Annotated in this window: 11 protein-coding genes; 4 read left to right on the top strand and 7 right to left on the bottom strand. The window is 28.4% G+C overall.

Going from position 1 to position 12,044, the window contains the following annotated elements; all coding sequences use genetic code 11:
• Window positions 1-10: 10 nt before the first annotated feature.
• From DYA59_RS01125 to DYA59_RS01110, 4 genes are read right to left on the bottom strand one after another with little or no spacing between them, the layout of a single operon-like run.
• Complete coding sequence (locus DYA59_RS01125; protein WP_115271422.1) at window positions 11-1,408, bottom strand: rhamnulokinase; 1,398 nt, start codon at window positions 1,406-1,408, stop codon at window positions 11-13.
• Between the two features lie 11 nt (window positions 1,409-1,419).
• The gene (gene fucO, locus DYA59_RS01120) at window positions 1,420-2,568 is read right to left on the bottom strand and encodes a lactaldehyde reductase (RefSeq protein WP_115268540.1); all 1,149 of its coding nucleotides are present in this window, start codon (window positions 2,566-2,568) and stop codon (window positions 1,420-1,422) included.
• Window positions 2,569-2,617: 49 nt separating this feature from the next.
• Window positions 2,618-3,970, bottom strand: coding sequence for an L-fucose:H+ symporter permease (gene fucP / locus DYA59_RS01115; RefSeq protein WP_115268538.1), 1,353 nt, complete (start codon window positions 3,968-3,970; stop codon window positions 2,618-2,620).
• A gap of 31 nt (window positions 3,971-4,001) precedes the next feature.
• Window positions 4,002-4,436, bottom strand: coding sequence for an RbsD/FucU family protein (locus tag DYA59_RS01110; RefSeq protein ID WP_115268536.1), 435 nt, complete (start codon window positions 4,434-4,436; stop codon window positions 4,002-4,004).
• 228 nt (window positions 4,437-4,664) lie between these two features.
• Here DYA59_RS01110 and DYA59_RS01105 point away from each other — a divergent pair, with 228 nt between their 5' ends.
• Entirely contained in the window at window positions 4,665-5,528 is an 864-nt protein-coding gene (locus DYA59_RS01105) for an AraC family transcriptional regulator (protein WP_115268534.1), read from the top strand.
• Window positions 5,529-5,623: 95 nt separating this feature from the next.
• Here DYA59_RS01105 and DYA59_RS01100 read toward each other — a convergent pair whose 3' ends face one another.
• On the bottom strand, window positions 5,624-6,163 hold the full coding sequence (locus tag DYA59_RS01100) for a helix-turn-helix domain-containing protein (protein ID WP_115268532.1): 540 nt from the start codon (window positions 6,161-6,163) through the stop codon (window positions 5,624-5,626).
• A gap of 195 nt (window positions 6,164-6,358) precedes the next feature.
• On the opposite strand from DYA59_RS01100, the gene speD reads away from it, so the two are divergent.
• The gene (gene speD / locus DYA59_RS01095) at window positions 6,359-6,790 is read left to right on the top strand and encodes an adenosylmethionine decarboxylase (RefSeq protein WP_115268530.1); all 432 of its coding nucleotides are present in this window, start codon (window positions 6,359-6,361) and stop codon (window positions 6,788-6,790) included.
• The gene (gene speE / locus DYA59_RS01090) at window positions 6,784-7,635 is read left to right on the top strand and encodes a polyamine aminopropyltransferase (protein WP_115268528.1); all 852 of its coding nucleotides are present in this window, start codon (window positions 6,784-6,786) and stop codon (window positions 7,633-7,635) included. The genes speD and speE overlap by 7 nt, the downstream gene beginning before the upstream one ends.
• A 100-nt stretch (window positions 7,636-7,735) precedes the next feature.
• On the opposite strand, the gene DYA59_RS01085 is transcribed toward speE, so the two are convergent.
• Both DYA59_RS01085 and DYA59_RS01080 read right to left on the bottom strand, forming a co-directional pair.
• The gene (locus tag DYA59_RS01085) at window positions 7,736-8,458 is read right to left on the bottom strand and encodes a LytR/AlgR family response regulator transcription factor (protein WP_115268526.1); all 723 of its coding nucleotides are present in this window, start codon (window positions 8,456-8,458) and stop codon (window positions 7,736-7,738) included.
• Window positions 8,452-10,134: a LytS/YhcK type 5TM receptor domain-containing protein gene (locus tag DYA59_RS01080; RefSeq protein WP_115268524.1), complete on the bottom strand. Its 1,683-nt coding sequence runs from the start codon at window positions 10,132-10,134 to the stop codon at window positions 8,452-8,454. Before DYA59_RS01080 ends, DYA59_RS01085 begins: the two co-directional genes overlap by 7 nt.
• A 199-nt stretch (window positions 10,135-10,333) precedes the next feature.
• On the opposite strand from DYA59_RS01080, the gene DYA59_RS01075 reads away from it, so the two are divergent.
• The gene (locus tag DYA59_RS01075) at window positions 10,334-11,779 is read left to right on the top strand and encodes a carbon starvation CstA family protein (RefSeq protein ID WP_115268522.1); all 1,446 of its coding nucleotides are present in this window, start codon (window positions 10,334-10,336) and stop codon (window positions 11,777-11,779) included.
• The last annotated feature ends 265 nt before the right edge of the window (window positions 11,780-12,044 follow it).

The following is a 12,044-nucleotide window of genomic DNA, read 5'->3' as shown; positions in this document are numbered from 1 at the left end:
CCTCCTAATATTAATTTGCTTGATATTTATATACTTCTGATGATTTTTCTATAATATTAAACCCCTCTTTTAAAGATTTAATTTCATTCAAAGCAATTTTTTGTATTAATATATTTCCATAAGCAGTAGCTTCAAAAGGTCCAGCTACTATATCAAGTTTTGTAGCATCAGCTATCATTTGACAAAGAAGTTTTGACTTTGCTCCTCCACCTATAATATGTAAATTTCTAAAATTTTTATTCATTACCTTAGATATTTGCTCAATAGTTTTTTTATACTTTTCAACTAAACTTAAATATACTACTTTGAAGTAGTCAAAATCATTATCTAAAGGAGTTGGTATAAGCTTATCTATCTCCTCTATTACATTAAATTCATCTTGTTGAAAAACCTCATTTTCTACATCTACTATCTCTTTCACATTACAACTATTTACATAATTTGTAATCTCTTCAAAACTTATCTCTGTTCCTAATTTCTTTTCTAACTGTTCTTTTAATTTTTCAAGAATATATAATCCTGTAATATTTTTAAAGAACATATTTGAACAATTATAACCTGTTTCATTTGTTAGTGAATCTTTGAAAGCTTCTTCTGTTATAATTGGCTTTTCTGAAAGACAACCTATTAAAGACCAAGTTCCACAAGATAGGAATAGTGTCTCACTATCTGTATAGGCTTTTGTTAAAAGCACTGCACTAGCTGTATCATGAGAAGCTGTTGATATAACTGGTATATCAAATTTTCTAAGAGACTCTAATTTAGAATTTTTAGTACTTCCTACAACTTTACCAGGTTCTATGACCTCTGGAAAGATACTCTTATCTATTTCGTAATTTTCTAAGATATCATTACTATACTTTTTATTTTCTAGTTCAAAAAGTTGAGTTGTAGATGCTATTGTCATCTCTGCATAACTTTCTCCTGTTAAAAAATAATTTATTAAATCTGGCATCATTAATAGAGTTTTAATATCTTTATAGTTTCTATTCTCCTCTTTCAATGCTAGGATTTGAAAAAGAGTGTTGATAGACATTATTTGATTTCCAGTTTTCATAAATATATCTTTTAATGAAAAATTCTCTTGAGCTTTTTCAAACCCTACAATATTGTATCCATCTCTATATGATACAGGATTTTCTAATAACTCTCCATCTTTACCTAATATTCCGAAATCCACCCCCCAAGTATCTACTCCGATACTTGAAATGGAATCTCCATATTTTAATATTGTATTTTCTATATTTTTAATTATTTTATTCCAATCCCAACGGCTACGTCCATTTTCTTTTATTCTTTCATGTGAAAATCTTAACACTTCTTCTGTTTTTAATTTTCCATCTTCTACATATCCAAGAATTCCTCTTATAGAAGTAGCACCTAAATCAAATGCTAAAGAATATTTCATTTTTTCCTCCATTAAATTAGAGATTTATATAATTCTTTTATCTCCTCTACTGACGTATCTTTTGGATTTCCTCCTGTACATACATCATTAAATGCTGATATTGCTAAGAAATCTAAGTCTTTCTCTTTTACTATCTCTTTTAAGTTTTGAGGAATTCCTACATCTTGAGAAAGTTTTTTTACAGCTTCTACTGCTGCTTTTCTATATTCCTCTTGTGTCATAGTATCTACATTTTCTACTCCAAATGCTTTTGCTATATGTTTATATTTTTCTCCAGTATATTCAGCGTTATATTCCATAACAGTTGGTAAAATAATTGCATTAGCTACTCCATGTGGTGTATCATATAGAGCTCCTAATGGATGAGCCATAGAGTGTACTATTCCAAGTCCAACATTTGAAAATCCCATTCCAGCTATATATTGTGCTAAAGCCATTCCCTCTCTACCTTTATCCTCTCCATTAACTGCTCCTCTTAAACTTTGAGCAATTAGTTCAATAGCTTTTAAGTGGAACATATCTGTCATATCCCAAGCTGCTTTTGTAGTATATCCTTCTATTGCATGGGTTAAAGCATCCATTCCTGTTGCTGCTGTAAGTCCTTTTGGCATAGTTGCCATCATATCTGGATCAGATATAGCTATAATTGCCATGTCATTAGGGTCTACACATACAAATTTTCTTTCTTTTTCCACATCTGTTATTACATAGTTAATTGTTACTTCTGCTGCTGTTCCAGCTGTTGTAGCAACTGCTATTGTAGGAACAGTAGGATTTTTAGTAGGAGCACAACCTTCTAGACTTCTTACATCTGCAAACTCTGGATTATTAATTATTATTCCAATAGCTTTAGCTGTATCCATTGATGAACCTCCACCAACAGATATAATATAATCAGCTCCTGATTTTTTAAACTCCTCTACTCCTGTTTGTACATTTTCTATTGTAGGATTAGGTTTTATATTTGAATAAATTACATACTCAAGATTATTAGCATCTAATAAATCTGTAACTTTTTTTGTAACATTAAATTTCACTAAATCTGGATCACTACAAACAAAAGCTTTTTTAAATCCTCTTGCCTTTACCTCATCTGGTATAGCTTGTATAGCTCCCTTTCCATGATATGATACATTGTTTAAAATTATTCTATTTGGCATTTTCTTCACCTTTTCCTTAAAAATTCTTTTTATTATTTCTATATATCAATTATTTTGTTTTTTTACTATTGAATAATCCATAAAGGAATACAACTACAAAACAGATTAATGGAACATAATAACTTGTTCTTACTGCAGCTTCTACTCCTGAATACATAGGAGCTAGAAAAGCTAAACTTCCTGTATCAATAACTTTTCCCATATATGGAGTTATCAATGCTCCTCCTAAAATTGCCATAATTAATCCTGCAGCTCCTAATTTTACCTCTTCTCCTAAACCTCTTAATGCTATTCCATAAATTGTTGGGAACATTAATGACATACAACCTGAAATTATCATTAAGCAAACTATTGAACTTGATGCTGGTAAATAAATTGTTCCAAATGTTACTAAAATTCCTATAAAAGCTATTACAGTCATAAGTCTTGCTGGCATAAACTTTTTCATTAAATAAGTACATAACCAACGCATTACTATGAAAAGAACCATTGCATAAAGATATTTATTTACAGCAGTAGCTTCATCTAAATCAGTTAAAGTCATTACATACTTAGTCATCCAAGTCCATACAGCTATTTGCATTCCTACATAGAAAAATTGAGTTATTACTCCAAAGACATATCTTTTATTTTGTAATAAACTATTTAGAGAATGTCCAAAATTTAAATCTCCACCCTCATCTCTTTTAGATGATTTATTTCTTAAGAAAAATATCCAAATTACTAAAGCTATTGCTATAAGTCCTACATATGGAATGCATACCCATAAAAGTTCTGTTGATCTGATAGCATCTAACTGAGTTGGATCCATTGCTAATCTTTCTTCATAGTCAGCAGGGTTAAGATTTCCAAGTATCATAAATTTCGCCATGAATAATCCTGCTAAAGATCCTAATGGATTGAATGCTTGAGCATAGTTTATTCTTCTTATACTTGTTTCTTCATCTCCTAATGAGATAACAAATGGATTACAAGTTGTTTCTAATATTGAAAGTCCCCCAGCTAATATGAAGATTGAAACTAAGAAAATGTTATAATTTTGTAATATTGTAGCTGGAATATATCCCAATGCTCCTACTATATAAAAACCTAAACCTATCAAAACCCCATGTCTAAATGTATATTTTTTTATTATTATTGCTGCTGGTATAGCTAAAACTGCATAAGATCCATAAAAAGCAAACTGTACTAAAGATGAATCTACAGCTGACATCATAAATATTTTTCCAAAAGCAGGAACTAAATTATCAGTCATATTATTTAGTAAACCCCATAAAATAAAACATGAAACTAACATTACAAAAGTTACTCTATACTCTTTAGGAACTACCATCTTCTCTTCTTTTTTTATTTTCTCTATCTTTACTTGACCTTTTAAAATTCCTTCATTTTCAAATGCCATAATCTCCCTCCTAAACTCTACTCAAATTTACTTAAATTACCCCTTTTTGTAATAAAATATTTGCATAAAGTGCTTTCTCACTTGTTGCTATAATACAATAAGCTTTTTTTGCTTTTTCATAAAAATCAAATCTATCTATGTTTGTAAAACATTCTCTTCCTCTATTATCATACTTTTTTACTATTTTTTTATACTCGTCCCAAATAGGAGTTTCTACAACATCTCCTTTTACCTTCTCCATTAAAATAACTGGAAAATCAACATAAGTATCTAATGGATAAAGTTTTAAGATAGCTTCTAATATTTCCGATACATTATGTCCATCCATTCTAACTACCTTGCTATCTTTTCCTATGCTCTCTGCTGGAAAATTCCCATCAGCAATTACTAAATAATCACTATGTCCCATTTCTGCCAAAATTTTTAATAATTCAGGTGAAATGATTGTTGGAATATTCTTTAACATTCTTCGCCTCCTAAAAATAATATTTTCTTATTTTTTATTTTTGTCAAAATAGTACTAGAAAAGTATTTTATTAACTTTTTTCAATCATATATTTTCGAAAATATTTATTATATTTTTATTTTACACTTGATTTTTTTATTTTTCTTGTGATATATTAGTAATAAATGGTATTTTTTTCACTTTTTTGAACTGAAATCAAAACAACTTTTTTATTATTTAAGGAGAACTATGAAAAATCTAGAATTTAAAGAAAAAATTGTACACGGAACAAAATTTTTCCCTTTTGCTTACTACTATGTTACTCCTCTCCATCCACGCTATACCATGACTGTTCATTGGCATGAGGAATGTGAATTAATCAGGATAATAGAAGGAAGTTTCAATTTAAAAATTAATACCAAATCCTATCATCTTTCCAAAGGTAACGTTGCCTTTATAAATAGTGGCTTCATTCATTCTGGAGCTCCTAAAAACTGTATCTATGAATGTCTAGTCTTTGATATTTCATTTCTAAAACGAGAAAGAAGTTTTGCAAATAGCTTTTTAAACAGTCTAATCACCTTTCAAAAAGAGATTAAAATAATTTATACAAAAGAAAATGAAAATATTTTAAAAATATTTGATGAAATTTTTGATTTAATAAAAGAAAAGAAAAAAGGTTTTGAAATGAAAATTTTTGGATTATTTTATTATTTCTTAGGGATAATAGAAAAAGAAGATCTCTTTTCTAATAAGTTAAATATAAGTTTTAGCAATAAAAAAAAGTTAATTCATTTAAAAAAAGTTTTATCTATAATACAAAAAAAATATATGTATGATATATCTTTAGAGGATCTAGCTTCAAGTATTGAAATGAATACAAACTATTTCTGTAAATTTTTTAAAGAGTTAACTAAAAAAACACCTATGGAATATCTAAATTATTACCGAGTTGAGTGTGCTAAAGAAAAATTAAAAGAATCTAATCTCTCTATAACAGAAATAGCTTACGATTGTGGTTTTAATGATCTCAGTTATTTTACTAAGGTCTTTAAAAAATACAATAACGACCTTACTCCTAGAAAATTTTTAAAACTACATAAAGAAGCATAAATAAAAAAGGAGAGTCATATACTACACCCTCCATCTTAAATATCTAAGATTTTGAAAATAGTACATAACTCTCCTTTTCCTATTTAAATTATTAGTTAAAAAGATGGTGGAGTAGCTACCCATAAAATCTGGGCGACTCCTTTTCCTGAGTTAGAAAGATAATGATTTTTACCAGAGTTATAGTAAAAAGATTCACCTTTTTTAGCCTTAAATACATTATCGCCTAAATGAATATTTATCTCCCCTTCTAAAACATAACCAAATTCCTGTCCATCATGAGCTATCTCTTCTTTATACCTTCCACCCTCTTCTAAGGTCAAAAGAATTGGTTCCATTTGATTTTTCTGAGCATTAGGAATTATCCACTCAACTTTATATTTCATTTTAGAATCAATTACTTCAAAAGCATCATCTAAATTAAAAACAATTTTTTCATCTGTATCATCACTAAAAAAATCTTTAAGATTAGTTCCTAGTCCTTCTAATATATCTGCTAAATTAGCAATGGATGGTGAAGTTAAGCCTCTTTCAATCTGTGAAATAAATCCCTTTGAAAGTTCACAACGACTAGCTAATTCATCTTGAGTTAGATACTTTTCTTGCCTTAATCTTTTAATCTTTTTTCCTATATTCATAATTATTCTCCCTCTATCTTCACTGCTTATAGTATATTCTATTTAATATAAAAAATCAATTGACAAAATAATAAAAAAATTATATTATATCAATAGTTTAATATATTTAATTTCAAATATATTTTTTTATCAATAAGTTAAATATATTAATTTTAAAATTTAATTTATATTAATACTGGTATTTAGGAGGGAAAATTGAAACTAGAAACACTTGGAAGACATATTTTGATTGAATTTTACAACTGTGATGAGGAGATATTAAAAAACCCTGAAATAGTTGAAAAAAGAATGAATGAAGCAGCGAAAATAGCAAATGCGACTATTGTACAATCTGTATTTCATCACTTTAATCCATATGGAGTATCTGGAGCTGTAATCATTTCCGAATCTCACTTAGCAATACATACTTGGCCTGAGTATGGTTATGCTGCTGTTGACGTTTTTACCTGTGGAGATAAAATAAATCCTTGGACAGCATTCAAATTTTTAGAAGAAGTATTTTGTGCTAAAAGGAGTGAATCAATTGAAGTTCCAAGAGGAATGGTTGAAAAAATAAGAAATTTTTCTCCTAAAGATTTAGGAAAAATAACTTTTAAACCTGAAGTAATTGAGGGGGAAGCATGTTAGATTTATGGTATAGTGAAAAATGGTCTGAAGATACAAAATTTTCAATAAAAATTAAAGAACATCTATATTCTGAACAAACTCCTTTTCAAAAGATAGATTTTTTTATCTCTAATGAATATGGACGTTTTTTTACACTAGATGGCTTCATCATGATAACTGAAAAAGATGAGTTTTTTTATCATGAAATGATAACTCATGTTCCTATGTGTACAAATTTAAACATAAAAAAAGTCTTAGTCATAGGAGGAGGGGATGGGGGTACAGTTAGAGAATTAACTAGATATTCATCTATTGAAAAAATCGATATGGTTGAAATTGATGAAAGAGTAGTTAGATTATCTCAAAAGTATCTTCCATTTACAGCAGATAAATTAAGTGACAGTAGAGTAACCCTTATTTTTGATGATGGCTTAAAATTTGTAAAAAATTGTAAAAATGAAAAGTATGATCTAATAATTGTGGATTCAACTGACCCTATATCTGTTGGTGAAGGACTTTTTACTCAGAAATTTTATGAAGATTGCTATAGAATTTTAAAAACTGATGGAATCTTAGTGAATCAACATGAATCTCCTTATCATGAAAACTATGCGAAAGAGATGAAAAAAGCCCATGATAAAATAAAAGATATCTTTCCTATCTCAAAAGTTTATCAGTTCCATCAACCTACATATGCATCTGGACACTGGTTATTTGGATTTGCTTCTAAAAAATATGATCCTGTTATAGATTGTGATACTATTTCTTGGAACAAACTAGGAATAAAAACAAGATATTATAATACAGATATTCAAAAAGCTTGCTTTGCTCTTCCTAACTATGTAAAAAAAAGACTAGGATATTAAACTATGTACTTAATAATAAAAATAGGATTGTTACAATTATTGTATTTCTAACCTAAAATTTGTAACAGTCCTATATCATTTAACTATTTTTTATAAATTTTTACTTTATGTTCAACAATTCTTTAAACTCCTTCACATTATTTCTACTTACTGGAACTTTAAATTTTAAATCTTGAACTTTTAGAACAAATGTCCCATTAAACCAAGGCTCTATTTCTTTTATCTTATCTAAATTTACTATATAAGCTCTATGTGTTCTATAAAATTTATTTTCTGGAAGGATCTCTTCCCACTTAGAAATTTTAAATTTGGAAGTATATACTTCCTCTTTAGTGTACACTAAGCTCTCTTTTTCTGCCACTTCTATATAACATATTTCATCTAGTGAAAGCACTACCATTTTTTCATTTAAAAAAACTGTAACTTTATTTATCTTCTCTATTTCTTTTACAAAATTATTTTCTCTAACTGAAATCAAATTATCCAATACTTCTGAAATTCTTTTTTCAGAGTATGGTTTTAAAATATAATCAAAGGCCTTAATCTCAAAAGCTTCAGCTGCAAAATCCTTATACGCTGTAATAAAAACTATTTTTAACTCTGGATTTAACTTCATTAAGATTTTTCCTAGACTCATTCCATCTAATTCAGGCATATTTATATCTAAAAAAACTATATCTGTTTTAGCTTCTTGAAAATATTTTAAAGCATCTACAGGATTATCAAACTCTTTTTCGAGATTTAAACCCTTGTGTTTAGAGATAAAGTATTTTAACTCCTCTCTTGCAGGAAACTCATCTTCTACTATTATACAATTTAACATATTCCCTCCTTATTTATATAAAAAGAAACTTTAGTCCCCCTATCTAATCTCTCAATAGTCAAACCTCTCCCATAAAGTATCTTTAAACGATTATGTACATTTTTTAAACCAATATTTTTTTCTATTTTATTATCTATATTATCTATAATTGCCTGCTCTATACCTACTCCATCATCTTCTATACTAATAGTATAAATATCCTCTTTTTCAAAGGCAGAAATCCAAATATTCCCTCCCTCTCTCCTTTTTAATATTCCATGTTTTATACTATTTTCAACTAATGGCTGAATTATAAGACTTGGTAATTGTACATTCAAAAGTGCCTTTGGAATATTATATATCACATTTATTTTTTCTCCAAATCTTGCTTTTTCAATATTAATATAGGCTTCAACTTGATTTATTTCATCTTGTAAGGGAAGTAACTTTGAAAAATTTTCTAAATTATATCTTAAATAATTGGATAGGTTAATTATTATTTCTCGAGCTTTATTAGGCTCTATTCTCACAAAAGAAGAGATTGTATGCAATGCATTAAAAAGAAAATGTGGATTTATTTGAGCTTGTAAGATTTTTAATTCAGCTTCCTTTGCCATAGCTTTAAAATTCTCTATCCTACTTAGCTCTAATTGAGTAGATATAAGCATAGATAAACCTTCTGCTAAATATTGTTTTCTTTCAGCTATTATTTTAGAAGTATCAAAATAAAGTTTTAAAGTTCCAGATATTTTTTTCCCTTCTTGAAATAAAGGAAGAATAATACAAGATTTTATACTTCCTCCTATACATTGAAAGTCTGCCGCATCACTTTCTTCTTTTCCTAATATCAAAAATTCTCCTGTTTTAAGAACCTGTTTTGTAGCAGAACTTCTTATTTCAGTGTGATTTAATATGTAATCTCCAGATGCTAAATAACTCGCAATTATATTTTTATCATCAGTTATTATTACAATTTTAGCTTCTAAAGATTCAAGAATAATTTTACATACTTCATTTAATTTATCTCCTTTTCTGATATATGGAAGAGATTTGTTAGCTATTTCCAATGCGAGCTTAGCTTGCTTTCCTGCCATTATTTCTTTTTCAGAGATAATATCCTCAATTATAATTATCACTATAGAAACACCTAAAGCATTAGCTAAAATCATGGGAAGATATATATTTTTTACAATATCCGTAGCCATACTAAAATTATTAAAAAAATAACCTGTCACTAAAATCAAAATCATACTTAAATTTTCTATAAGAAATCCACTAATAAATCCGTATATATAACAATTTTTTTCATTGGTCCGTTTAAAAAATATAGATGTTATAAATCCTCCACTGATAGAAGAAATAGCACATGCTATAGTAGTTGGACTTTCTATATCTATGAAAAATCTATGTATTCCTGCTACAACCCCTGTTATAATTCCTACATGTGGTCCACCTATTATTCCAGATACAGCTACTCCTATGTTTCTAGTATTTACTATGGCTCCACGGTAATCTATTCCTGTATAAGTTCCTATTATTGAAAGAAACGAAAAAAATAAAGAAAGAAAGAAGATATCTTTTTTACTACGTTTTTTTTTAGTGAATATGTCTCTAGCACTTTCAAATTTTGTAAAGAAAAAAGCAAGAGCTATTATATAACCCAAATTATTCAAACTTCTAACGGTTAATTCAAACATAATATCCCTCCAATACAACTTTCTTTGTAATTATAACATAATTTTTTTTTTCTAAAAAGTAAAAAAGTAATTTAAGATCGTAAAACAACCTTTTAAGCTAAAAAAAATACTTTTTAGATTAAAAAGTAAAAAAAATCACAAATAATATAATATATATATTATTGAAGAGAAGTAAAAATATAAAAGAGGAGGAAGAATTATGCTAAGTTTTGTAGTATCAATAATTGTTTTAGTAGTTGGATATTTTATTTATGGTAAAATTGTTGAAGGAATATTTGGTCCCGATGAAAATTCTCTCACTCCAGCTAAAAGATTAGAGGATGGAGTAGACTATGTTGAAATGGATGAAAAGAAAACTTTCTTAATTCAATTTCTTAATATAGCTGGAACAGGACCTATATTTGGAGCAGTTGCTGGAGCAATGTGGGGACCTGCTGCATTTATATGGATAGTATTTGGTTGTATCTTTGCTGGTGCTGTTCATGATTATCTAATTGGAATGATGTCTTTGAGAAAAGATGGTGCTAGCGTAGCAGAATTAGTTGGAGAAAATCTAGGAGACAAAGCTAAACAGTTGATGAGAGTTTTTTCAGTAGTTTTATTAATTTTAGTAGGAGTTGTATTTGTAACAAGTCCAGCTGCTATTTTACATGATTTAGTTAAATCTGTTCCTACAATAGCTTTTGTAGGATTAATCATCATTTATTATTTAATAGCTACAGTACTTCCAATAGATAAAGTAATTGGTAAAATCTATCCTATATTTGGTATATGTTTACTTATAATGGCGGTTGGTATAGGAGTTGGTATCATAGTACAAGGATATCAAATCCCTGAAATTACCTTCCAAAATTATCATCCAAAAGGTGTTTCTATATTCCCATATCTATGTATCTCTATAGCCTGTGGTGCAATTAGTGGTTTCCATGCTACTCAATCTCCTATGATGGCAAGATGTCTTGGAAATGAAAAACAAGGTAGAAGAGTATTCTATGGTGCTATGATAGCAGAAGGAATAGTAGCTCTTATTTGGGCAGCTGCAGCTATGTCTTTCTTCGGTGGAACAGAAGGATTAGGAGAGGCTCTCGGACAAGGTGGAGCTGCGGTTGTTGTAAATAAAATTTCAAACAGTGTCTTAGGTAAAGTTGGAGGAGCCCTTGCTATACTAGGTGTAGTTGCTTGTCCTATAACTTCTGGAGATACAGCTTTTAGAAGTGCTAGACTTACTATAGCAGATGCTATTAATTATAAACAAGGACCTATTGTCAATAGATTTATTGTTGCTATCCCACTATTTGTAGTAGGAGTAGCTCTATGTTTTATAGATTTTAATATTCTATGGAGATATTTCAGTTGGTCTAACCAAACTTTAGCTACAATAGCTCTATGGGCTGCAGCTAAATATCTAATTAATCATGATAAAAATTACTATATAGCATTAATTCCATCAATATTTATGACAGTAGTTGTAACTTCATATATAATTATTGCACCTGAAGGTTTTGTGAGATTTTTCAAAGGTGTTCCTACAGATACAGTTGAATTAATTGGTACTGTAGTTGGAATTATTGTAGCACTAATCTGTACGATAGCTTTTATAAAAACATCAAAAAAGGGAGTTAAATATGCCCCTATGCACTCTTAATTAAAAAATTAATGAGAATTTTAAGAGTTGAGTAGCATTAAAAAATGCTTTACTCAACTCTCTTTTTTGTATAATATAGTCTCCAAACAATATCTATATCCTAAATTTATATTCACTTAGAAAAAAGTAGATTTATTCTATCTAACTCGGAATTTCTTTCTCTCTAAATGTTATAGATATTATCAATACTTTTTTATTCAAAACTATCACCTTTTTTTGAGCATAACACATTGAGTTCCACTTTAAATTAAAGATATTTCAATTT

This window comes from Fusobacterium necrogenes (assembly GCF_900450765.1).
GTDB lineage: Bacteria > Fusobacteriota > Fusobacteriia > Fusobacteriales > Fusobacteriaceae > Fusobacterium_A > Fusobacterium_A necrogenes.
This window is presented reverse-complemented; position numbering and strand designations above follow the sequence as displayed.

Coding starts and splice junctions, on each gene's coding strand:
- DYA59_RS01125 (WP_115271422.1), bottom strand. CDS start 1,408: ATGAAATATTCTTTAGCATTTGATTTAGGTGCTACTTCTATAAGAGGA.
- fucO (WP_115268540.1), bottom strand. CDS start 2,568: ATGCCAAATAGAATAATTTTAAACAATGTATCATATCATGGAAAGGGA.
- fucP (WP_115268538.1), bottom strand. CDS start 3,970: ATGGCATTTGAAAATGAAGGAATTTTAAAAGGTCAAGTAAAGATAGAG.
- DYA59_RS01110 (WP_115268536.1), bottom strand. CDS start 4,436: ATGTTAAAGAATATTCCAACAATCATTTCACCTGAATTATTAAAAATT.
- DYA59_RS01105 (WP_115268534.1), top strand. CDS start 4,665: ATGAAAAATCTAGAATTTAAAGAAAAAATTGTACACGGAACAAAATTT.
- DYA59_RS01100 (WP_115268532.1), bottom strand. CDS start 6,163: ATGAATATAGGAAAAAAGATTAAAAGATTAAGGCAAGAAAAGTATCTA.
- speE (WP_115268528.1), top strand. CDS start 6,784: ATGTTAGATTTATGGTATAGTGAAAAATGGTCTGAAGATACAAAATTT.
- DYA59_RS01085 (WP_115268526.1), bottom strand. CDS start 8,458: ATGTTAAATTGTATAATAGTAGAAGATGAGTTTCCTGCAAGAGAGGAG.
- DYA59_RS01080 (WP_115268524.1), bottom strand. CDS start 10,134: ATGTTTGAATTAACCGTTAGAAGTTTGAATAATTTGGGTTATATAATA.
- DYA59_RS01075 (WP_115268522.1), top strand. CDS start 10,334: ATGCTAAGTTTTGTAGTATCAATAATTGTTTTAGTAGTTGGATATTTT.